The sequence below is a fragment of the Pseudomonas sp. GW456-E7 genome, from assembly GCF_059424105.1.
The window spans coordinates 29974-51297 of record NZ_JBWKZB010000012.1; the positions used below are offsets into that span (position 1 = coordinate 29974).

The 21324-nt window shown below is 62.0% G+C and carries 19 protein-coding genes; 7 read left to right on the forward strand and 12 right to left on the reverse strand.

Features of this window, described 5'->3' with window-relative positions; genetic code table 11:
- Positions 1-143: 143 nt before the first annotated feature.
- On the forward strand, positions 144-2063 hold the full coding sequence (locus AC07YV_RS10420; RefSeq protein ID WP_102701235.1) for a tyrosine-protein phosphatase: 1920 nt from the start codon (positions 144-146) through the stop codon (positions 2061-2063).
- Between the two features lie 147 nt (positions 2064-2210).
- On the opposite strand, the gene AC07YV_RS10425 is transcribed toward AC07YV_RS10420, so the two are convergent.
- Together AC07YV_RS10425 and AC07YV_RS10430 are read right to left on the reverse strand one after the other, a co-directional pair.
- Complete coding sequence (locus AC07YV_RS10425; RefSeq protein ID WP_494990282.1) at positions 2211-3164, reverse strand: AraC family transcriptional regulator; 954 nt, start codon at positions 3162-3164, stop codon at positions 2211-2213.
- Between the two features lie 279 nt (positions 3165-3443).
- On the reverse strand, positions 3444-3896 hold the full coding sequence (locus AC07YV_RS10430) for a hypothetical protein (protein WP_007976006.1): 453 nt from the start codon (positions 3894-3896) through the stop codon (positions 3444-3446).
- 317 nt (positions 3897-4213) lie between these two features.
- On the opposite strand from AC07YV_RS10430, the gene AC07YV_RS10435 reads away from it, so the two are divergent.
- Both AC07YV_RS10435 and ppk2 read left to right on the forward strand, forming a co-directional pair.
- Positions 4214-5935: a SulP family inorganic anion transporter gene (locus tag AC07YV_RS10435; RefSeq protein ID WP_102701237.1), complete on the forward strand. Its 1722-nt coding sequence runs from the start codon at positions 4214-4216 to the stop codon at positions 5933-5935.
- Between the two features lie 58 nt (positions 5936-5993).
- Complete coding sequence (gene ppk2, locus AC07YV_RS10440; RefSeq protein ID WP_102701238.1) at positions 5994-6812, forward strand: polyphosphate kinase 2; 819 nt, start codon at positions 5994-5996, stop codon at positions 6810-6812.
- Positions 6813-6862: 50 nt separating this feature from the next.
- Here ppk2 and speF read toward each other — a convergent pair whose 3' ends face one another.
- Positions 6863-9046 (reverse strand): ornithine decarboxylase SpeF, encoded by a 2184-nt coding sequence (gene speF / locus AC07YV_RS10445; RefSeq protein WP_102701239.1) that lies wholly within the window; start codon positions 9044-9046, stop codon positions 6863-6865.
- 426 nt (positions 9047-9472) lie between these two features.
- Here speF and AC07YV_RS10450 point away from each other — a divergent pair, with 426 nt between their 5' ends.
- Complete coding sequence (locus AC07YV_RS10450; protein ID WP_102701240.1) at positions 9473-10255, forward strand: DeoR/GlpR family DNA-binding transcription regulator; 783 nt, start codon at positions 9473-9475, stop codon at positions 10253-10255.
- A 178-nt stretch (positions 10256-10433) separates the two neighbouring features.
- Here the strand turns inward: AC07YV_RS10450 and AC07YV_RS10455 are convergent, their stop codons facing one another.
- The 7 genes from AC07YV_RS10455 to AC07YV_RS10485 all read right to left on the reverse strand — a co-directional run bounded on the left by AC07YV_RS10455 (position 10434) and on the right by AC07YV_RS10485 (position 16653).
- On the reverse strand, positions 10434-11729 hold the full coding sequence (locus AC07YV_RS10455) for an NAD(P)/FAD-dependent oxidoreductase (RefSeq protein ID WP_102701241.1): 1296 nt from the start codon (positions 11727-11729) through the stop codon (positions 10434-10436).
- A gap of 366 nt (positions 11730-12095) precedes the next feature.
- Positions 12096-13454: a chromate efflux transporter gene (gene chrA / locus AC07YV_RS10460; protein WP_102701242.1), complete on the reverse strand. Its 1359-nt coding sequence runs from the start codon at positions 13452-13454 to the stop codon at positions 12096-12098.
- A 44-nt stretch (positions 13455-13498) separates the two neighbouring features.
- Positions 13499-13987: a molybdopterin synthase catalytic subunit MoaE gene (gene moaE / locus AC07YV_RS10465; protein WP_102701243.1), complete on the reverse strand. Its 489-nt coding sequence runs from the start codon at positions 13985-13987 to the stop codon at positions 13499-13501.
- A gap of 3 nt (positions 13988-13990) precedes the next feature.
- The gene (gene moaD, locus AC07YV_RS10470) at positions 13991-14242 is read right to left on the reverse strand and encodes a molybdopterin converting factor subunit 1 (protein WP_095967284.1); all 252 of its coding nucleotides are present in this window, start codon (positions 14240-14242) and stop codon (positions 13991-13993) included.
- A complete protein-coding gene (gene moaC, locus AC07YV_RS10475; protein ID WP_102701244.1) occupies positions 14239-14745 on the reverse strand; it encodes a cyclic pyranopterin monophosphate synthase MoaC in 507 nt (168 codons plus the stop codon). Before moaC ends, moaD begins: the two co-directional genes overlap by 4 nt.
- 43 nt (positions 14746-14788) lie before the next feature.
- Entirely contained in the window at positions 14789-15616 is an 828-nt protein-coding gene (fdhD, locus tag AC07YV_RS10480; protein ID WP_102701245.1) for a formate dehydrogenase accessory sulfurtransferase FdhD, read from the reverse strand.
- Positions 15617-15762: 146 nt separating this feature from the next.
- Entirely contained in the window at positions 15763-16653 is an 891-nt protein-coding gene (locus AC07YV_RS10485; RefSeq protein ID WP_007976034.1) for a LysR family transcriptional regulator, read from the reverse strand.
- Positions 16654-16952: 299 nt separating this feature from the next.
- On the opposite strand from AC07YV_RS10485, the gene moaB reads away from it, so the two are divergent.
- Both moaB and AC07YV_RS10495 read left to right on the forward strand, forming a co-directional pair.
- A complete protein-coding gene (gene moaB / locus AC07YV_RS10490) occupies positions 16953-17492 on the forward strand; it encodes a molybdenum cofactor biosynthesis protein B (RefSeq protein ID WP_102701246.1) in 540 nt (179 codons plus the stop codon).
- Entirely contained in the window at positions 17489-18694 is a 1206-nt protein-coding gene (locus AC07YV_RS10495; protein ID WP_102701247.1) for a molybdopterin molybdotransferase MoeA, read from the forward strand. Before moaB ends, AC07YV_RS10495 begins: the two co-directional genes overlap by 4 nt.
- Positions 18695-18952: 258 nt before the next feature.
- Here the strand turns inward: AC07YV_RS10495 and AC07YV_RS10500 are convergent, their stop codons facing one another.
- Together AC07YV_RS10500 and moaA are read right to left on the reverse strand one after the other, a co-directional pair.
- Positions 18953-19852 carry a bestrophin family protein gene (locus AC07YV_RS10500; protein WP_102701248.1) on the reverse strand — a complete coding sequence of 300 codons (900 nt, stop codon included), beginning with the start codon at positions 19850-19852 and terminating at the stop codon, positions 18953-18955.
- Positions 19853-19857: 5 nt separating this feature from the next.
- Entirely contained in the window at positions 19858-20856 is a 999-nt protein-coding gene (gene moaA / locus AC07YV_RS10505; RefSeq protein WP_102701249.1) for a GTP 3',8-cyclase MoaA, read from the reverse strand.
- 82 nt (positions 20857-20938) lie between these two features.
- Here moaA and AC07YV_RS10510 point away from each other — a divergent pair, with 82 nt between their 5' ends.
- On the forward strand, positions 20939-21301 hold the full coding sequence (locus AC07YV_RS10510; RefSeq protein ID WP_494990283.1) for a hypothetical protein: 363 nt from the start codon (positions 20939-20941) through the stop codon (positions 21299-21301).
- Positions 21302-21324: the final 23 nt, after the last annotated feature.

Below are 21324 nucleotides of genomic sequence, written 5' to 3' on the forward strand. Positions count from 1 at the left end.
CGCACACCGGGCCATGCACGGACAGAAAACGAGCCACCCGGACACATCGCGCAGTGATTTGCGTTTGCAGGCGATTTGTCATGTTCAGCGTCAACGCAATGTAGATATTGGTCAGCCCAACGTGACTCCAATGAGGCTGCACTGTGTTCCAACGACTTGTGTGTTCGCTGTCTGTTTTGAGCCTGTCCATCGCTGCCGCCCAGGCGGCCGAGACTGTTCCCCTCAACACCCCACGCCTGAAGAGCATCGACAATTTCCGCGATGTCGCCGGTCTCACCACGGCATACACCACCGCCAACGACGGCACGATGCGTGGCGGGGTGTTTTACCGCTCCAACGCGTTGACCCCGTCGGCGGCGGATCTGGTGACCCTCAACAGCCAGGGCATCAAGGCAGTCTACGACCTGCGCACGCCCACCGAGATCGCCGCCACGCCCGACACGATGCCCACGGGCGCGACCTACAGCAACATCGACATCATCGGCGGCTCCACGTCTGGCGCCAACGTCACCAACGTCGCGTTCCACAGCGCCGCCGAAGCCACCGCGATGATGCAGGACACCAACCGTGATTTCGTCAGGAACGCGGGCATGCGCAGCGAGTTCAACCAGCTGTTCAATGAACTGGCCTCGGTCGACGGTGCCGCGCTGTTCCATTGCACCGCCGGCAAGGACCGCACGGGCTGGACCGCCGCCGTGCTGCAAAGCATCGCCGGGGTCGACGATGCCACCATCATGAGCAACTACCTGGCGACCAACGACTACACCGCCGCACGTATCAAGGCGACCCTGGCGGCGATGCCGCCCGGCATGGCGACCATCTATGGGCCGCTGATCGGTGTGGAGGCCAGCTACCTGCAAGCCGGCCTGGACCAGGTGACCGCGCAGTACGGCACCATGGACAACTACCTCAAGCAAGGCCTCGGCCTGTCCCAGGAAACCATTTACGTGCTGCGCGGCAAGATGGTGTTCTACAACAGCCTGCCGGGCGCGGCGGACCTGGCCGGCAACGCCGCGGCGGGCGCGCAGCTGTTGCAACAACTGCAGAACAGCAACCTGTCGGGCACCTACAGCGCCTACAACTACTACCTGCAATCGGCCATCGATGCGCGCAGCCTCGGCGGCGTCGAGTCCACCGTTGGCGGCCAGGTGCATGCCGACGCTGCCAGTTATCTGCTGCGCCAGGGCGCGATGATCGACCAGGCCGCTGCGCCCTTCACCAGCGGCACCGACCTCAAGACCGGGCAATATCGCCTGTGGAGCACCGCCCTGGCGGGGTATCTGGGCACCGACGGCTCGTCTCAGGCCTCCAGCAGCAACGAGCATAGCCAGGGCCTGATGATTGGCCTGACCCAGCGCTTTTCCGAACAGCTCAGCGCCCATGCCGGCTTCGGCTACAGCCGCGGCAATGTCGGTGGCGCCGGTGGCGAGGCCGATACCGACCTGACCTTCTTCAGCGTGGGTGCCCGCTTTGCACCGAACGGTCTGGAGCGCGGCCTGTTTGTGGATGCCGACGCCAGTGCCGGTTATCTCGATTACGAGAGCAAGCGCGAACTCGGCGGCGGCCTGGGCACCGCCAAGGGCGACAGCCATGGCAACCTCACCGGCGCGACCCTGGCCGTGGGCTACCGTGTTCCGGTGAACGGCGTGACCCTCGAGCCAAGCCTCGGTGTGCGGATCAGTCACGTCAATCTGTCGGGCTTCCAGGAAAAAGGCAGTGAGCTGGCGCTGGACGTCGAAGGTATCCACGAGACCCGCAAGAGCGCGGTGGCCAACCTCAACGCCTCCTTTGCACCGGTCAACCTGGGCGCCTGGCAACTGGTGCCGGGGGTGCAAGTGGGCTACGAGCATGTGCTGGGCGACGCTGAAGTCGACAGCGAAGGGCACCTGCTGGGCCTGGACATTGAGCAACAGGCCGCCTTCGACAACCGTAACCAGTTCACCGGTGGCGTCAACGTCATGGCCAACCTTGGGCCATGGAGCGTGGGTGCGGAAATCGGCGCCAGCGGTGGCGGCGACAGCCACGGCTTCAATGGCGGGCTGAAGGCCAGCTATCTGTTCTGACGGGAAGCCATTCACTGGAGATCAATGTGGGAGCGAGCCTGCTCGCGAATACGTCGTCACATTCAACATCAGGGTGACTGACGCACCGCCATCGCGAGCAGGCTCGCTCCCACATGGGTTCATTGCCATACCTGAATCCCCGAGGGTTCAGAGCATTGCTGAATCCATCGGCCGCGTTCGCACACCCTTCCTCACGTCTGCAGGACTGATGCCGTAGGCGCTCTGGAAATACTGGCAAAACCGCCCGACGTTGCTGAAGCCGTATTGCAAGGCCACGTCTGTCACCGACGGCGCCGCCCCCTGGGACAGCGCGGCAAAGGCGCGCTCCAGGCGTACCTGGCGCTGATAGGCAACGATCGAAGTGCCCATGAAACGCTGAAAACCTTCCTGCAAGGCGCGCAGGCTGACATGGGTCAGTTGCGCCAGCTCCGTGCCGCTGGCCAGGTGGTCGGGGTGCGCCTGGATGTACTCGACGGCCAGCTTCACATGCCGCGGCGCTATCAGTGGGGAAGGGCGCCGGAGGGCCTCGGTGAAGTTGTGCGGCCAGGTTTCGAGCACCGCATCGACCAGCATTTCGCGAAGGCGCGAAGGCATCAGCGAACCGCTGTTGATCAGCAGGTCGAACTCGCTGCCCGTGGCCAGGTCGATCAATGCCCGGATGCCCTGCAAGGCCGATGCCTGCAGATCCACCACCGGTTCGAACTGCACCTTTTGCAGAATGGGTTTGCCCAGCAGCGTCGACAGGCGCTCGGTGATCAGCCGACGACTGATCGAAATCCCGTGCTGTGCGTGGTTATCGACAAAGCGCGCCGAGCGTACCTCGGCCTTGTCGATCGCCAGGCCGATCTGCGCGAAACCTACCGACTGGGTGACATGGTTGAAGATGATCTTGCCGGCGGTAGGAATGACGAAAGTGATTTCATCCAGGGGCGCGGGAAAGTCCACCGTGAAGTCGCCGCGATAGTGCATGCGCCGAAAACTGACACCTTCGTGCCGGCCGTAGACCCCGCCGATGATGACGTTTTTCGGCGGTGGCGGAGAGTCGGCATACAGGTTGCCGAACAGGTTCGAGAACAACGCGCCGAAGTCGTCGCAGCTCATGTCGTTGGACCTGATGATGATTTGCTTGCGCGTCGTGCTTGCGTACACCTGAAGGGTCACCTTGAGCGGATGGGCAAAGCCCTGGTACAGGGAACGGACGATCGGAGATCGAGCGGATGCGGTTCGGGAAAGCGTCAGGACGTTATCAGTGAGTAATGACAGGCTTGTTACCGATTGTTGCTGCTAGCTCCGTTTTAGATCACCCGACGCCACCGCCCGCACCGGACAACCGGTGGCACGAGCGGTACCGGGGCGTGGGCTGGCCTGCACTGGCCGGGGCTATTTCACCGGCTCTGTCGCCTTGATGTCCCCGCAAAAGATATCGACGTTGCCATCGGTCGGAGCCGTTCGCACGACCACCGAATATTTGCCGTCAACCAGGGTTTGCAACGGCACGGGCGCGGTTCGGGTAAAGGACCAGCCGCGTATGGGTTGGCGTTCGGTGTTGACGGTGTCGTTCATCGCGTAGGCGACTGATCCGGGTTGCTCGCAGGTGCCGTTATTGATGAACGAGTAAAGGCGCAGGGGCAGGGTACCCCCGGTTGGAACACCGCTGATGAAGAAGCTGAGCCCGGTTTTCTTGTCCCAGTCGGTCAAGGTGACGGTGCCGATCTGACCGGCGTTTTGCCGGGTGGCGACCAGGTTGACGTTCACGCCGTGGTGCGAGGAAGTGGCGCAGCCGAAAAGGCTTGCCGCCACCATGAGTGCTGCCAGAGAGGTCTTGAGCTTCATTGCCAAACTCCTGAGTTGAAGAACTGCAATGGGGGAATTAGCGGGTATAGCTCAATAATCGCTTTCATGGCGTCGTCCATATAAGGCTTTCCATTTTTGCGCGCAGATGCTGGGGCGTCTGTCTCCTTCCCCTGCCATGTGGCGGCGTAGCCGTGCAAACCGGCTACATTTGTAGTCGAGCCTGCGCGGATTGCCTGCTGCCACGCGCGCTTCGATGCCGATGAAGGTTTGCAGTGGTTACGCGTGCAGTTAACGGATTGTGCGGTCAGTTGAGCCCACTCATCATCCGCACGGACGATTTGCGACTGGAGTGACTGATGAATCAACAAGGCAGCGATCCGCAAGTGCGCAACCCCGGCATTCCACAGCGGGGTACTGTGCGCAGCCTGTTGATCCCGGAGTGGCTCGGCAGCTATCGGCCGGACTGGCTGCGGGGCGATGTGGTCGCCGGACTGACGGCAGCGGCCGTGGTCATTCCCAAGGCGCTGGCGTACGCCACGATTGCCGGCCTGCCGGTGCAGGTCGGGCTGTACACGGTGCTGGTGCCGATGGTGATCTATGCCGTGCTCGGCACGTCGCGTCCGCTCAGTGTCAGCACCACGACTACCCTGGCCATTCTCGCCGGTTCCGCACTGGGCCAGATCAGCCCCGATGGCGATGCGGCGACCCTGCTGGCGGGCTCCGCCACGCTGGCGTTGATGGTGGGTGCGATCCTGATCGTCGCGGGGTTGCTGCGCCTGGGTTTCGTCGCCAATTTCATTTCCGAACCGGTGCTGGTGGGGTTCAAGGCCGGCATTGGCGTGGTCATCGTGCTCGACCAGCTACCCAAGCTGCTGGGCACCCATATCGACAAAGGTGGCTTCCTGCACAACCTGGTGGCTACGGTTCAGAGCATCCCTCATGCCTCGCTGCCGACCGCGGCAGTCGGGGTGTTCATGATACTGCTGCTGGTCGGCATGAAGCGCTTTACCCCTCGACTGCCCGCTCCCTTGATTGCGGTGGCGCTGGGCATCCTCGGCATGAGCCTGCTTGGCCTGGAGAGTTTTGGTGTGTCCGCCGTCGGCGTGGTGCCGATCGGGTTGCCGGCGCCGACCCTGCCGCTATGGTCGCTGGCCGAAACCCTGTGGCCTTCGGCGATGGGTATCGCGCTGATGAGTTTCACCGAAACCATCGCCGCGGGACGTGCGTTCGCCCGCAGTGACGAGCCTGCGCCACAACCGAATCGGGAGCTGCTGGCCACTGGCGTTGCCAACATAGGCGGTGCGTTTCTCGGGGCCATGGTCGCGGGTGGCGGGACCACTCAAACGGCGGTCAACCGCCTGGCCGGCGCCCGCTCGCAACTGGCCGCACTGATTACCGCTGCACTGGCATTGGGCACTTGCCTGCTGCTGGCACCGCTCATTGGCCTGATGCCCAATGCCACGCTCGCCGCCGTGGTGATCGTGTATTCGGTGGGCCTGATCGAGCCGGCGGAGTTTCGCGAGATCCTGTCGGTTCGCCGTACCGAATTCGCCTGGGCCGTGGTGGCCATGATCGGCGTGATGCTGCTGGGCACGCTGCAAGGGATCGTCGTGGCGATCATCGTCTCGTTGCTGGCCCTGGCCTATCAGCTCTCGGACCCGCCCGTGCATGTCCTTGCACGCAAGCCCGGCACCAACGTCTATCGCCCGCAGGCCACCGATAACGCAGATGACGAACAGTTTGACGGGCTGCTGTTGCTCAGGCCCGAGGGGCGGGTGTTCTTCGCCAATGCCGAGCGCATCGCCGAGAAAATCCGGCCGCTGATCGATGCGGCGACACCCAGGGTCGTGGTCCTGGACCTGCGCAGTGTGTTCGACCTGGAATACACGGCCCTGAAAATGCTCACCAGCGCCGAGCAGCGCATGAGCGAGAAGGGCATTTCACTGTGGCTGGTGGGTATGAGCCCGAGCGTATGGGACATGGTCATCAAGGCACCCCTGGGCCATACGTTGGGCGAGGCCCGCATGTTCCTGAACCTGGAACAGGCGGTTGAACATTACCAGCGCAGTCGACGCTGAATGAGCGCGGCCGGGTGTATCCCGGACGCTGTGTGACGCATTTGAGGAGGTAACGGGCATGGCAAAGAAGAAGACGGCAACGAAGAGCAAGCCGATTGAAAGCGGCAAGCTCAAGAACAAGGTGTATCTCGAGGAGCTGGCACGGCTGCATGTCGAGATGGTCAAGCTGCAGGAGTGGGTACAGCACTCGGGCGCCAAGGTCTGCATCGTCTTTGAGGGCCGTGATGGCGCCGGCAAGGGCGGGACCATCAAGGCACTGACCGAACGGGTCAGTCCGCGGGTGTTCCGGGTGATCGCGTTGCCGGCACCGACCGATCGGGAAAAAAGCCAGATGTATGTGCAACGCTATCTGCCGCACATGCCGGCGGCCGGTGAAGTGGTGATCTTCGATCGCAGTTGGTACAACCGCGCCGGTGTCGAGCGGGTCATGGGGTTTTGCAGCGAAGAGCAGGTGCGCTCATTTCTCACCGTGGCGCCGCGCGTCGAGCATGCACTGGTTGAATCGGGAATCATCCTGATCAAGTACTGGCTTGAAGTGAGCCCGGAGGAGCAGACCCGACGCCTCAAGGCGCGCATCACCGACGGGCGCAAGATCTGGAAGCTGTCACCGATGGACCTCAAGTCCTATAACCGCTGGTACGACTACTCCCGTGCCCGGGACGACATGTTCGAGGCCACCGACACCGAGTTCGCCCCCTGGCGGGTCGCCAACTCGAATGACAAGCGGCGGGCGCGACTGAACATCATCAGCGATGTGCTGAGCAGCATCCCTTATGAGGAAGTACCGCGGGCGAAAGTGAAACTGCCCAAGCGCCAAAGTCCTGGCAACTATCGGGATCCGAACTATCCGTTCAAGTACATTGCGGAAAAATTCTAGAACGATGCATTGAGCAGGAGCCGGCCCACGCCAGCTCCTGCCGCATGCCATCAAGCCTTGATCACATACCCATACGCCCGGGTACGACCGCCTTCCTGCTTCAGGTACACCCCTTGCAACTCCGGCGTGAAGCCGGGCAAGCGGTTGATGCCTTCCTCCAGCGCCAGGAAGTACTTCAGCACCGCGCCCCCCCAGATTTCACCCGGCACCACGCAGAGCACACCCGGTGGATAGGGCAGCGCACCTTCAGCGGCGATACGCCCGTCGGCATCGGCCAGCGCCACCAGTTCGACGTTGCCGCGGATGTACTCGATTTGCGCTTGCTGCGGGTTCATGGCCTTTTTCGGGAAGTGTTCCTTGCGGAACATGTCCTTCTGCAGTTGCTGCACGTTGTGGTGGCGATACAGGTCGTGCATTTCCTGGCAGAGCTGGCGAATGCTGTAGTTGTGGTAGCGCTCCTGATGCTGCGCGTAGATGGCCGGCAGCACCCGGCTCATCGGCGCATCGTCGCTGACGAAGCGTTCGAAGCGGGCGATCTGGGCGGCCAGGTGGGTCATCTTCGCCCAGTCTTCGGCCGGGGTGAGCAGGAACAGGATCGAGTTGAGGTCGCATTTTTCCGGGACGATGCCGTTCTCGCGCAGGAAGTTGGCGAGGATGCCGGCGTGAATGCCGAAGTCGGTGTAGCTGCCGTCCACCGGGTCGATGCCCGGCGTGGTGAACAGCAATTTGCACGGGTCGATGAAGTACTGTTTCTCGGCGTAGCCACCGAAGGCGTGCCAGCGGTCCTTGGGATGGAACTCGAAGAAGCGGATGTCGTTGGCGATGTCTTCCGTTGGGTAGTCTTCCCAGGCGCGCCCTTCGATGGTGTCCGGCACGAACGGGCGGACCATGGTGCAGGCTTCGAGAATCAGCTTGCGCGCTTCGATGCCGAACTTCACGCAGTCTTCCCACAGGCGCAGGCCGCTGCGGCCGGAGTGAATGCGCGCGTTGACATCCAGCGAGGCGAACAGCGGGTAGAAGGGGCTGGTGGAGGCCTGGGCCATGAAGGCGTTGTTGAGCCGGTGGTGGTTGCAATAGCGGGCCTGGCCCTTGATGTGCCGGTCTTTCTTGTGCACCTGGGAGGCCTGGGAAAAGCCGGCCTGCTGTTTGTGCACCGATTGGGTGACGAAGATGCCCGGGTCGTTCTCGTTCAGGTCGAGCAACAGCGGCGAGCAGTCTTTCATCATCGGGATGAACTGCTCGTAGCCGACCCACGCCGAGTCGAACAGGATGTAGTCACACAGCTTGCCGATGCGGTCGACCACTTGCCGGGCGTTGTACACGGTGCCGTCATAGGTGCCCAACTGAATGATCGCCAGGCGGAATGGCCGTGGCAGCTGGGCCTTGTCCGGGGCGACTTCGGCAATCAGTTCGCGCAGGTAGTCTTCTTCGAAACAGTGGGCATCGATGCCGCCGATGAAGCCGTAGGGGTTGCGCGCGGTTTCCAGATACACCGGCGTAGCCCCGGCCTGCAGCAGCGCGCCCTGGTGGTTGGACTTGTGGTTGTTGCGGTCGAACAGCACCAGGTCGCCCGGGGTCAGCAGGGCGTTGGTCACCACCTTGTTCGACGCCGAGGTGCCGTTGAGCACGAAGTAGGTCTTGTCGGCGTTGAACACTTGCGCGGCGTGTTTCTGCGCCAGCAGCGCCGGGCCTTCGTGGATCAGCAGGTCACCGAGCTTGACGTCGGCGTTGCACATGTCGGCGCGAAACAGCGTCTCGCCGAAGAAGTCGAAAAACTGCCGGCCGGCCGGGTGCTTGCGAAAGAACTGGCCGCCCTGGTGACCGGGGCAGGCGAAGGTCGCGTTGGCCGCTTCGGTGTACTTCTTCAGTGAGTCGAAGAATGGCGGCAGCAGGCTGTCTTCATAGGCTCGGGCCGCTGTTTCCAGTTGGTTGCCATGGTACTCGGCGTTGGCGCGGGTGAGATCGAAAATGCCGTTCACCTGCAGCAGCACGTCCGTCAGGTGCTTATAGACTTCCCGGGGACGGTTGGCTGAATCCGGCGAGGCCACCAGGAAAATCGGAATGTCGAAACCGGTGCGCTGAATGGCACCCAGGGCGCCGGCCATGACGTCATTGACAGACACCACCGCCACCGCGACGTTGGTGAAATCGGTCTGGCTGAGCGCTACCACTTCCCGAGCGTTCTTGAAGCTTGCGGCGGCGCCGTCGCTGGCGGCTATTTTCAGGGGTTTCATCGTGGCGTCTCCAGGCGGGCACTCAATTGTCCGCAACTTTTTAAGAGATCAACTTCCGAGGGAGCCTTCCAGTTCCCCAGCATCGAAAATCGTGTCACCACTGGTTATAGAGCATTTTCCTGATCTGTCAGGCTTTTACCGCGACCTTGCACATCTTGACGCCTCACGACCTTTTGGTCAGGCGTGTACCAGCGCAATGGTGAACGAGACCACGATCATGCAGGCAAAGGCAAAATTGATATTCATGAGGTTTCCATCCAGGACATGAGCGACGGCGCCATCTTGAACAGCTCACGGGGAAATAAAAAATTCGCTGTAATGATTTGAAAGATCGAAAAAAATGATACCGGGCCGGTTCGTTGTTTTTGCCGGGGGTTGCGGATACTCTCGTGCAACACGCAGTTACACGCATAAACGGGCAAAAACATGCAAGACAACCATTCGGCTGCCGAAATGCCGTCAGTGCGCCGGCAAAAAATCCTGTTGATCCTCGAACGCGACGGCAAGGTCATGGCCTCGGAGTTGAGCCAGCATTTCGCGGTGTCCGAAGACACCATCCGCCGCGATCTGGCGGAACTGGCCAGTGCCGGCCTGGTACAGCGGGTGCACGGCGGGGCGTTGCCGCGGCCCAAAGACACGGGCAAGGACTATTTCACCCGGATCAGCGAAACCGATGAGGTGAAAACCCATCTGGCGCGACTGGCTGCGCAACGGGTGCAGGACGGTCAGATCGTGGTGTTCGATTCGGGCACCACCACCTTGCAGATCGCGCGTTCGCTGCCGTCGGAGATCGCCATCACCGCGATCACCGCATCGCCGATGACGGCCATTACCCTGTCCGAATACAAGGGCATCAAGGTGATCCTGGCCGGCGGCCAGCTCAACCCGGCGACGATGTCGGCCAGCGGCCACGAAACCCTGCGGCTGCTGGCGGGCATCAAGGCTGATCTGCTGTTTACCGGGGTCTGCGCGATTCACCCGCAGGTGGGCTTGAGCTCACTGCACTTTGATGAAGTGCCGGTGAAGCAGGCGATGCTCGATTGTGCGTCCCATGTGATTGCCGTTACCACCGCCGATAAGCTGGGCGCGGTGGAGCCCTTTGTCGTCGCGCCTTGCAACCGTGTGCACACGCTGATCACCGAGCGGCATGTGGCGTCTGGCAATGTGGAGGACTACCGGGCGTTGGGGGTTGAGGTGGAGCAGGCTTGAGCCTTTTTTGCTGGTAGATGTGTTGAATGTGCTGGCCTCTTCGCGAGCAAGCCCGCTCCCACAAGGGTTATTTGTCAGCCTCAAAATTTGTGGTCGACATAAATCCCTGTGGGAGCGGGCTTGCCCGCGAAGAGGCCGGTACAAACAACATCCATGTTGAATGTTCTGGCCAATAACCTCAGCGCAATCGCTCAAGCATCTGGTAGTACCACATCCCGGCGGCAAGCATCGGGTTGCCCAGCAGGTCGCCCATGGGCACGCGGATGTGCTGGCAGGCGGCGAAGGTGTCGAACTGCTCCATTTGTCCTGTGATCGCGCGGCCCATGATTTCACCCATGATGTGGGTGGTGGCGATGCCGTGGCCGGAGTAGCCCTGGCAATACCAGACGTTGTCCGACAGCTTGCCCAGTTGCGGGATGCGGTTGATCACGATGCCCATCGCGCAGCTCCACTGGTAATCGATGGCCACGCCTTTGAGCGCCGGGAAGGTCTGCTCGATGCACGGGCGCAGCTCGGCGGCGATGTCCCGTGAATCCTTGCCGCTGTAGTTGGCGCCGCCACCGAACAGCAGGCGACCGTCAGCGGTGAGGCGGTAGTAATCGAGCACGAAGCGGCAGTCGTAGACCGCCAGGTCTTCGGGGTTGATCTGCCTGGCCAGTTCGCCCAGCGGCGCGGTGGTGACGATGCCGCCCATGGCCGGGAAAATCTTGCCCTTGAGCTTGCCCGGTTCCAGCTTGTGGTAGACGTCGCCGGCCAGCAGCACCTGGTTGGCGTCGATGTGCCCGTGGGCGGTGCGTACGCCAGGGCTCTTGTGAAGGCCATCGCCATGGATGATCTCCAGCACTTCGCTGTTTTCGAAGATCAACGCACCCAGGCTTTCGGCCGCGCGGGCCTCGCCGATGCACAGGTTGAGCGGGTGCAGGTGCATGTTGCGGGTGTTCTTGATCGCGCCGTGGTAGAGGTCGCTTTGCAGCAGGTCGCGCACCTGGCTGCGGTCGAGCAGGCTGACCTCGTCGCCCATGCCACGACGCACTGCCTCGTCGTAATCCCTGCGCAAGCCGTCCATGTGCACGGGTTTGTACGCGGCGTGCAGGTGGCCGTGCTTGAGGTCGCAGGCGATGCCGTATTTTTCCACGCGCTGCCGGATGATCTGGTGTCCGCGCCAGCGCAGGTTCCAGATGAAATCGTCGGCTTCGTCGCCGATGGAGCGGCGCATCTGTTTACGCATGGCCTCGTCGCCCGACAAGCTGCCGGTGACCTGGCCGCCGTTGCGCCCGGTGGCGCCCCAGCCGATCTTGTGGCTTTCGACGATGGCGACCTTCAGGCCTTTTTCCGCCAGCTCGACGGCGGTGGCCACGCCGGTGAAGCCGCCGCCGATGATCACCACGTCAACCTTGTGCCGGCCTTGCAGCGTCGGGTAATCGGTGTCCTGGTTGAGGGTGGCGGTGTAGTAGGAGTTGCAACGTTGAGTCATGTCGGTGTCCACGCGAAATTGAAAGAAACTCAATGCCAGTCAGTCAAAGTGCGCAACCTGTGGGAGCGCTGAGCTGGGATAGCGAAAGGAGGGCGCTCGCCGATCAGGCGAGCAGGGCGCTATCCGGCGGACGTGCGGAGTGACGCAACTTGGAACGGCGCAGGGCCATGGGCAGGTTGACGATGCGCTTCATGCAATGCCGTCCGCGGCCAGCAGCGAGGTGGCCTGGATCGAAATGTTCAGCAGTGACGGCAAAGTACGCATGGCGCAGGTTTCCGGCGGCGGAAATCGTCGGTGGCGAGCAGGGCAAGCCATCCGGGGATGGCTGGATACTAGGGAGGATTGGCGCGCGTGTAAATGTTTGATTCAGAACATCAGGTGCACCACCAGCCCGATCAGCCCGCAGCCGATCAACACCTCGATCACTCCGCGCTTGAACCGCAGCAAGGCAATGCCCGCCACGATGGCGATCAGCAGCGAAGGCCAGTCCAGTTGCCCTTCGAAGCCTTTAGGCCACAGCACGTGATAGGCAAAGAAGCACGCCAGATTGAGAATCACGCCCACCACGGCGGCCGTAATGGCCGTCAGCGGCGCGGTGAAGATGAGTTCGTTATGCGTCGATTCCACCAACGGCCCGCCGGCGAGGATGAACAGGAACGAGGGCAGGAAGGTGAACCAGGTCACCAGCGTGGCGGCCACGGCACCGGCGACAAAGGCTTGATCCGGGCCGAAGACCTGATGCACGTAGGCACCGATGAAGCCGACGAAGGCGACGACCATGATCAAGGGGCCTGGGGTGGTTTCACCGAGCGCCAGGCCGTCGATCATCTGCGTCGGCGTCAGCCATCCGTAGTGACCGACCGCGCCCTGGTACACATACGGCAGCACCGCGTAGGCACCGCCAAAAGTCAGCAGCGCAGCCTTGGTGAAGAACCAGGCCATCTGGGTCAGCGTGCCTTCCCAGCCGAACAGAGCGGTGAGCATGGCCATGGGCAGTGTCCACAAAATCGCACCGATCACCGCCAGGTACGCCAGCTTCAAACCACTGAAGCGGGCGTGTTCAGGGGACGGGGTGTCGTCGTCGATCACCGCCGGGCCGTAGGAGTGTTTCGCCGCGCTGTGGCCTCCGGTCCTGAATTTTTCCGGTGCCAGTCGTCCGCCGAAGTAACCGATGACCGCCGCGCCGAGCACGATCAACGGAAACGGCAGGTTGATCACGAAGATGGCCACGAAGGACGCGGCGGCGATGCCCCATAACCAGCCATTCTTCAGCGCCCGCGAGCCGATCCGGTGAGCCGCCTGCACCACGATGGCCGTGACCGCCGGCTTGATCCCGTAAAACAGTCCGGCGACCACGGGTAATTCGCCAAAGGCGATGTACACCCAGGACAGGGCAATCAGGACGAACAACGACGGCAGCACAAACAGCACGCCGGCGATCACGCCGCCCCAGGTCCGGTGCATCAGCCAGCCGATGTAGGTCGCCAACTGCTGAGCCTCGGGGCCGGGCAGCAGCATGCAGTAGTTGAGGGCGTGCAGAAAGCGTCGCTCGGAGATCCAGCGCCGGCGTTCGACCAGTTCCTGATGCATGATCGAAATCTGCCCCGCTGGCCCGCCGAAACTGATGAAACCAAGCTTGAGCCAGAACAGGAAGGCTTCGCGCAGGCTGATGGTCCGGGGCTGGGGCACAGTCTGTTGCGTGATCGGGGAGGGCGTGGGGCTCAAGCGCGGGTTCCTTGTGCAGGGAAACGTTGAGCCCGTGACTGTAGCTATGCCGGATCGCGTTGCATAGCCGCCTCTTGTGGCGCCCCTGCCCAGCGCTCGACAGCGGATCGGTCGCTGTCCCTGGCATCGACCCAGCGTGCGCCGTCCGCCACGTCTTCGCGTTTCCAGAACGGCGCGTCGGTTTTCAGGTAGTCCATGATGAACGCACAGGCCTCGAAAGCGGCCTGGCGATGCGGGCTGCTGACGCCGACAAACACGATCGGCTCACTGATCGACAACGAGCCGATCCGATGCACGATCTGTACGGCCCGCAGTGGCCATCGGGCCCGGGCGTTGCCGATGATCTTTTGCAGCGAGCGTTCGGTCATGCCGGGGTAGTGCTCCAGAAACAAACCGGCGACCGCCTCACCCTGATTAATGTCGCGCACATAGCCGACGAAGTTGACCACGGCACCCACGCCCGGATCGTTGGCCTGCAGGCTGTCGATCAACTGAGTGACGTCGAACACTTCACGCTGGACCCGAACCGTCATGTCTCAGCCCCCGGTGACCGGTGGAAAAAAGGCGATCTCGTCAAAGTCCTCGATCACCCTGTCCGGATGGCACAGCTCCTGGTTCAGTGCGCACATCAGGTTGTTTTCACCAAGCACCTGGCGCCACAGCTCACCGCGAGCCATCAGCAAGCGGCGCACGTCTTCGATGGTTCTGAGGCTGTCGGTCAGGGGCAGTTTTTCACCGCCCAGGTTGAGCTGCTCACGGTAACGGGCGAAGTAATTGATCAAGATCATTGTGCGTCCTCGAACTTGAAATGACCGGAGCGGCCACCTTGTTTGCTGAGCAGGCGGATGTCGTCGATGACCATGCCCCGGTCCACGGCCTTGCACATGTCGTAGAGGGTCAGGGCCGCCACACTGACGGCGGTCAGGGCTTCGAGCTCGACCCCGGTCTGGCCCTCGACGCGGCAGGTGCCGAGGATTTTCACGCTGTCCGGTGTGCAGGCCTTGAGTTCGACATGGATTGAGCTGAGCAGCAGGGTGTGGCACAGCGGGATCAACTCATGGGTTTTTTTCGCCGCCATGATGCCGGCGATCCGCGCCACGGCAAATACGTCGCCCTTGGGGTGGCCGTCGCTTTGAATCAGCTTCAGGGTTTGCGGGCGCATCCGCACCCAGGCCTGGGCCTGTGCTTCACGTTGCGTCGGGGTTTTTTCGCTGACATCGACCATGTTGGCGCGACCCTGGTTGTCGAGGTGGGTCAGGCCGTTGGGCGATGCATTTGAAATGTCTGTCATGGGAGGTTCCTGCGCTGGCCGGCGCGGTGATCAGGTGAAGGCATCATGCCGGGCTGTAAATGCGTGGCGCGTTGCGGTGGGGGACGTGAATCAGGTTGAGGCGATGCTTGAGCGCCCATTGCACGGTCAGGGCGGTGGGCGCCGACAGGCTGACCAGCGTGCCGAGCCGGGCCCTGACGGCCTTGTGGATCAGCTCAAGGCTGCAACGGCTGGTGACCACGGTGAAGCCGCTGCGGCTGTCGATGCCGGCGTGTTGCAGGGCGCCGATCAGCTTGTCCAGCGCGTTGTGGCGGCCAATGTCTTCGCGGCAGATCAGCGCGTTGCCGTTGCTGTCGAAGTACAGTGCTGCGTGCAGGGCGCCGCTGCTGCGGGCCATTTGCTGGGCCTGTTCGATGCGCTGGCGGATGTCGATGAAATGCTCGGCGGGCGGCAGGGCAACCGGTTCGAGAATCTCCAGCTTCGGCAGGGCCTGCTCCAGCGCTTCCACGCCGCACAGTCCGCAGCCACTGGTACCCGCCATTTGCCGACGATGGTTCTTCAGCGCCCAGAACGCGCGGCTGGAGATCTGCACCTCGGCTTGAACGGCCTGGTCGAAGTGGGTCAGGCGCAGGTCGTAGATTTCGCTCTGGTGCGCAACGATGTCGTTGCTGACGCTGAAGCCTCGGATGAAATCTTCGAGGTTGCCCGGCGACACCATCATCACGGCCTGGCTCAAACCGTTGTAGGTGATTGCCAATGCGATCTCTGCGGCCAGCGCCGCCTGACAGACTGATGCGGCGTTGTCGTATTCGTGAAAGTTCACACTCAAGGGTTTGGGGGCGGGTGCGTTAGTGTCGCTTCGATCATCGGCTTGTTCAACTTTGCACAACATGAAAATAACCTCGAAGCGCTGAATTAAGTTCAGGCTACGGGTAACTTTTCACAGCGTCCAATCGCTTGTTCCGATGCGCCGATTGGTGATGTCTATCACGCCGGGCAAACATGCCCGGTGCGGTTTTATATAAAGCCCAAACTTGATCAGTCGGTCCGGCTGAACAGGGTTCGTGCTTCGGCGAAACACTTCTCGGCAATCGCCGAACGTGGCTCGGTCTTGCGCATCACCAGGCCCAGGGGCGCGAGCACGCTGGCATCGGGCAATTCGATGAACGACAGGTGTTCGATGGGCTCTTCCAGGCCACTGTCCAGCGGCATGATCGCGCAGCAGAAGCCTTCGTGGATCGCCTGCAGCAACTGGTAGGTCGAATCGCTTTCCAGGATCGGCTGCGGGTCCAGTCCGCGGCTGCGAAAGCTCAGGTCGATGGATTTGCGGTAGTGCATGCCGTTGCTGAGCATCCCCAGCGGCAGTTCGGCGGCGTCCTCCCAGCTCATTTGCGTGCCGTCGAAATGGAAGTGGCGGGTGTCGTACAGCAGGCCTACGCGGGTCTCGCCGATCTCGAAAAACTCGAAATAGCTCGGGTTGACGTGATCGAGGTAGCACACGCCCAGGTCCAGCTGATTGTTGCCCAGGCCCTCGATGATCTGGTCGGAACTCAGGGACGACAGGCTGTACTTGAGCTCGGGAAAGCTGCGGGACAGGCCCTGGATGTAGGTGACCGGGTTGAAGCTGCTGAGCGGCACCAGCCCCAGGCGCAGGTTACCCACGAGCTGGCCCCGGCACGCGGCGGCCTCGGCGAAGAGCCCGTCGTGGGCGGCCAGCAGGGTCCTGGCCCAGGCCAGTACACGCTCGCCGGCCTCGGTAAAACCTTCGAAGCGCTGGCCCCGGGTGACCAGTACCAGGTCCAGTTCATCTTCCAGGTTGCGCAGGCGCATCGACAGCGTGGGCTGGGTGATGTGGCAGCGCGCGGCCGCCTGGCCGAAGTGGCGGGTCTGCTCCAGGGCGATCAGGAACTTGAGTTGTTTGATGTCCATGACGGCACCTGCTGGCGGGGGAGTGAGGGGGTAAGTATTGACTCAGGTGCGCAAGACACAAGGCGAGGCGCAAACATGAGGTGCGGACGATCTCACTGTCTTTGGCGTGCGTCCAATCACTGTTGTTTAAGGGGTTATCGACGGGCTCTATCACTGATGTTTTTTCTGGCCGTTTTATATTGATAGAGCGCCTCGATAGTCTGGTTGGTTAGAGTGATTAGACACGGCTTGATTTATAGAATTAGTCTCCGGGAGTCATATTAATTTAGCTATCTAATTCATGCCTGCCGGAGAACCCCATGAGCGTCAAACCGGATGCCTTGTTTATACCTTTGAATATTGCCGTGCTGACCGTCAGCGATACCCGTGAATATGCCAATGACACTTCCGGCCAATTACTCGTCAGCCGTTTGCTGGAAGCCGGTCACACCCTCAGCGAGCGCAACCTGCTCAAGGATGACCTGTACAAGATCCGCGCCCAGGTGGCGACCTGGATCGCCGACGACGGCATCCAGGTGGTGCTGATCACGGGCGGCACCGGGTTCACCGGCCGCGACAGCACCCCCGAGGCAGTGGCCTGCTTGCTGGATAAACAGATCGATGGCTTCGGTGAGCTGTTCCGGGCGATTTCGATCCTCGACATCGGTACTTCCACAGTGCAGAGCCGGGCGCTGGCCGGGTTGGCCAATGGCACGCTGGTCTGCTGCCTGCCGGGTTCCACGGGCGCCTGCCGCACCGCGTGGGAAGGCATCCTTGCCGAGCAGCTCGACGCGCGCCACCGGCCATGCAATTTCGTACCGCACCTCAAGCCTGTGCAAGCCTGCGGGACGCGCGGATGAGCGCTTCACCCTTGATGCCGGTAGAGGACGCCATCGACCGTTTACTGACAATGGCCGAGGCGCAGTGGATTGAAGACAGCGAAGCCGTGCCGCTCAGCGCCGCGCGGCAACGGGTATTGGCCAATGACTTGCTCGCGACCCTCGATCTGCCGCCGTGGCCCAACAGCGCCATGGACGGCTATGCCCTGAATGTCGAGGGTTGGGACGGGGCACCGCTGGCCGTGTCGCAGCAGGTGTTTGCCGGTCAGGCCCCCGAAGCCCTGGCACCGGGAACCTGCGCACGCATCTTTACCGGCGCACCGGTTCCGCCGGGTGCCGACTGCGTGGAGATGCAGGAGAACACGCAGGTACTGGATGACGGACGTATCCGCTTCAAGCAGCCCCTGAGCGCCGGCAGCAACATCCGCCCGCAAGGCCAGGAGAACCGCGTCGGCGATGTGCTGCTGCGTGCCGGCAAGCGTCTTGGCCCGTTCGAACTGGCGGTCGCGGCGGCGCAGGGCTGCACCCATGTGCAGGTGGTGCGCCGACCACGGGTGGCGTTGCTGTCCACCGGCGATGAACTGGTCGAGCCGGGCAATCCCCTCAAGCCCGGCAGCATCTACAACAGCAACCGGACATTGTTGAGCCATTGGTTGAATGCGTTGGGTTGCGAGGTCATCGATGCCGGCATTCTTCCCGATGAGCCACGCCAGACGCGGCTCAAGCTCGAACAGCTGCAACACACGGCGGACCTGATGCTCAGCACGGGCGGTGTGTCCGCCGGTGACGCCGACTGCCTCGGCCAGGTGCTGCGCGAGTGCGGCAAGCCGCTGCTGTGGAAACTCTCGATCAAACCCGGCAAGCCATTGACCGTGGGCCACTTCGGCCGCGTGCCGGTGATTGGCCTGCCGGGTAATCCGACATCGGCATTGGTCACTTTCGGCCTGTTGGCCCGGGCTTATCTGTTGCGGATTCAGGGCGTGGAAGAGGTCGAGCCGTTGAGCTTCCCGGTCAGTGTCGGCTTTGCCTGGCCCAAACCCGGGAGCCGCCGCGAGTACCTGCGGGCGAAACTTGAAGACGGTCGAGCGGTGTTGTATCCGAACCAGAGCTCAGGCGTGTTGCTGGGCGCAGCCTGGGCGGACGGGCTGGTGGAAGTGCTTGAGGGCATTACGCTGCAAGCGGGCGACACAGCGCGGTTCATACCCTTCAGCGAACTGTTCTGACACTGCCCCTTGTGGGAGCGAGCCTGCTCGCGAAGAGACCGGTACATTCAACAGAGATGTTGGCAGACAGACCGCCTTCGCGAGCAAGCCCGCTCCCACAATTTTGATCTTCAGTGAACGCTAATCCCACGGCCGGCCACAATCCCTGTGGGAGCGGGCTTGCCCGCGAAGGGGCCGGCACATTCAACAGAGATGTTGCCTGACCCACCGCTATCGCGAGCAAGCTCGCTCCCACAGGTCCTGTGTGTTTCTTTAGTGTCAGTTCAACACAAAATCCACCGGCTCCAGTTGCGGCGGCAACTCCGTCACGCCCAGTGCCGCCAGCACATCGCGCTCGATGTTGCGCACGATGGCGTCGGTGGGCAGGTCGTTCTCATCTCGGCCGAAGGGGTCTTCCAGTTCGTCGGCAATCGCATCCAGGCCAAAAAAGGTGTAGCTGACAATCGCGGTGAAAATCGGTGTCAGCCAGCCCAGGGGTTCGGCCATGGCAAACGGCAGGAGGATGCAGAACAGGTAGATGGTGCGGTGCAGCAACAGGGTGTAGGGAAACGGCAGCGGGGTGTTCTTGATCCGTTCACAGACCGCCTGGGCGTGGGTCAGGCCGGCCAGGTGGTTGGCCATGAGCGTGTAGCGCCAGTCGTTGATCGCTCCGGACTCGTTGAGTGTCGAGCACTGCTGACCGACCTGCATCAGGATCTGCCCGCTGATGTCCGTGGTGTCGCCCTTGGGCATCGGGTGCAGCCAGTCGCCACTGGCGGCCAGTTCGTTTTCCCGGCGCAGCCGCGCGTTGAGGGCATGGGCGAAGCCGCACAGGTTGCTGAGGATCGTATGCCGCTCATCCGTGTCCTTGAGCACCAGGGTTTCACGAATCATCGAGCGGATCTCCACGATCACCTCGCCCCACGCCTTGCGCGCTTCATACCAGCGGTCATAACAGGCGTTGTTGCGAAAGCTCATGAAGATCGACAACGACAAACCCAGCAGCGTGAAGGGCGTGGCACTGACCTTGGAAAAGTAGCTGGGGTGCAAGGTTTCAATGAGCACGATGGCCGAGGCGAGCAACGTCACCATCAGGCTGCGCCAGGCAATGCGCTTGGCAATCGAACCCTTGAGGGACGTCAGCACGCCGATCAGGTTGGGTTTGGGTCTCACGATCATGGGTTTCAGCCGCCCGTCATGTTCATGAAGCGAATGACCTGGACATCGTCGTTCACTTCGAAGTTGTGCCGATAAGGCTTGAGTTTCATCGCCTCGATAATGGCTTTCTCCAGGCGCTCGGGCTGTCCGGGGTGGCTGCGCAAGACAGCCTTGAGATCCACCGAGTGCTCATTGCCCAGGCACAGCAGCAGGCGTCCTTCCACGGTCAGCCGCACCCGATTGCAGGTGCCGCAGAAGTTGTGGCTGTGGGGGGAGATGAACCCCAGGCGAATCTGCGGCGCTTCGGCCAGGCGCCAGTAGCGCGACGGACCCTGGGTCGACTCGGCGGAATCAATCAAAGTGTAGCGTTCGGCGATGCGTTCGAGGACCTGGGCGCTTGCGAAAAACGATTCGGCGCGGCTGTGCTCGTCGATGGTGCCCAACGGCATTTCCTCGATGAAGGAGATGTCGAGGTTGCGGTCGATGGCGAAGCTCACCAGATCATTGATCTCATGGTCGTTGCGGCCCTTCATCACCACGCAGTTGAGCTTGGTGTTGCGAAAGCCCGCCTGGTTGGCCGCGTCGATGCCCTTGATCACCTGCGCCAGGTCACCGGTGCGGGTCAGTTCGCGAAAGCGTTGCGGGTCCAGGCAGTCGAGGCTGATGTTGAGGCGCTTGACCCCGGCCTCGAACAACGGCCCGGCCAGTCTGGCCAGTTGCGAACCGTTGGTGGTCATGCACAGTTCACGCAGGCCGGGCAGGGCGGCGATCTTCTCGCACAACTGCACCACGCCCGGACGAATCAGCGGCTCGCCTCCGGTGAGACGGATCTTGCGGGTGCCCAGTGCGACGAAGCTTTGCGCCGTTTGATAGATCTCTTCCAGGGTCAGCACCCGTTGGCGCGGTAGAAACTGCATGTCCTCGGCCATGCAATACACGCAACGGAAATCGCAGCGGTCGGTGACCGACATGCGCAGATAGTCCACGCGCCGGGAGAAGCCATCGATCAAGACTCGTTCTGACATGACACCCTCGCTTGGTACTGCATGCGTTGAATGGACATTCCGTTAATCGGGTTTTGTCTTTGTAGGAGCGAGCCTGCTCGCGATGGTCGTTAACGATGACGCGTGTTTACTGACTGAACGCGGTGCTCTTGAGTCCATCGCGAGCGAGCTCGCTCCCACAGGTATTGCGCTGTTAACCGATCTGTTGAGCGCAGGTGTAGGAGCGAGCCTGCTCGCGATGGTCGTTAACGATGACGCGTGCTTACTGGCTAAACGCGGTGCTCTTGAGTCCATCGCGAGCGAGCTCGCTCCTACAGGTATTGCGCTGATAACGGATCTGTTGAGAACAGGTGTAGGAGCGAGCCTGCTCGCGATGGTCGTTAACGATTACGCGTGCTGGCTGACTGAACGCGGTGCTCTTGAGTCCATCGCGAGCAGGCTCGCTCCTACAGGTATTGCGCTGTAAACGGATCTGTTGAGCGCAGGCTA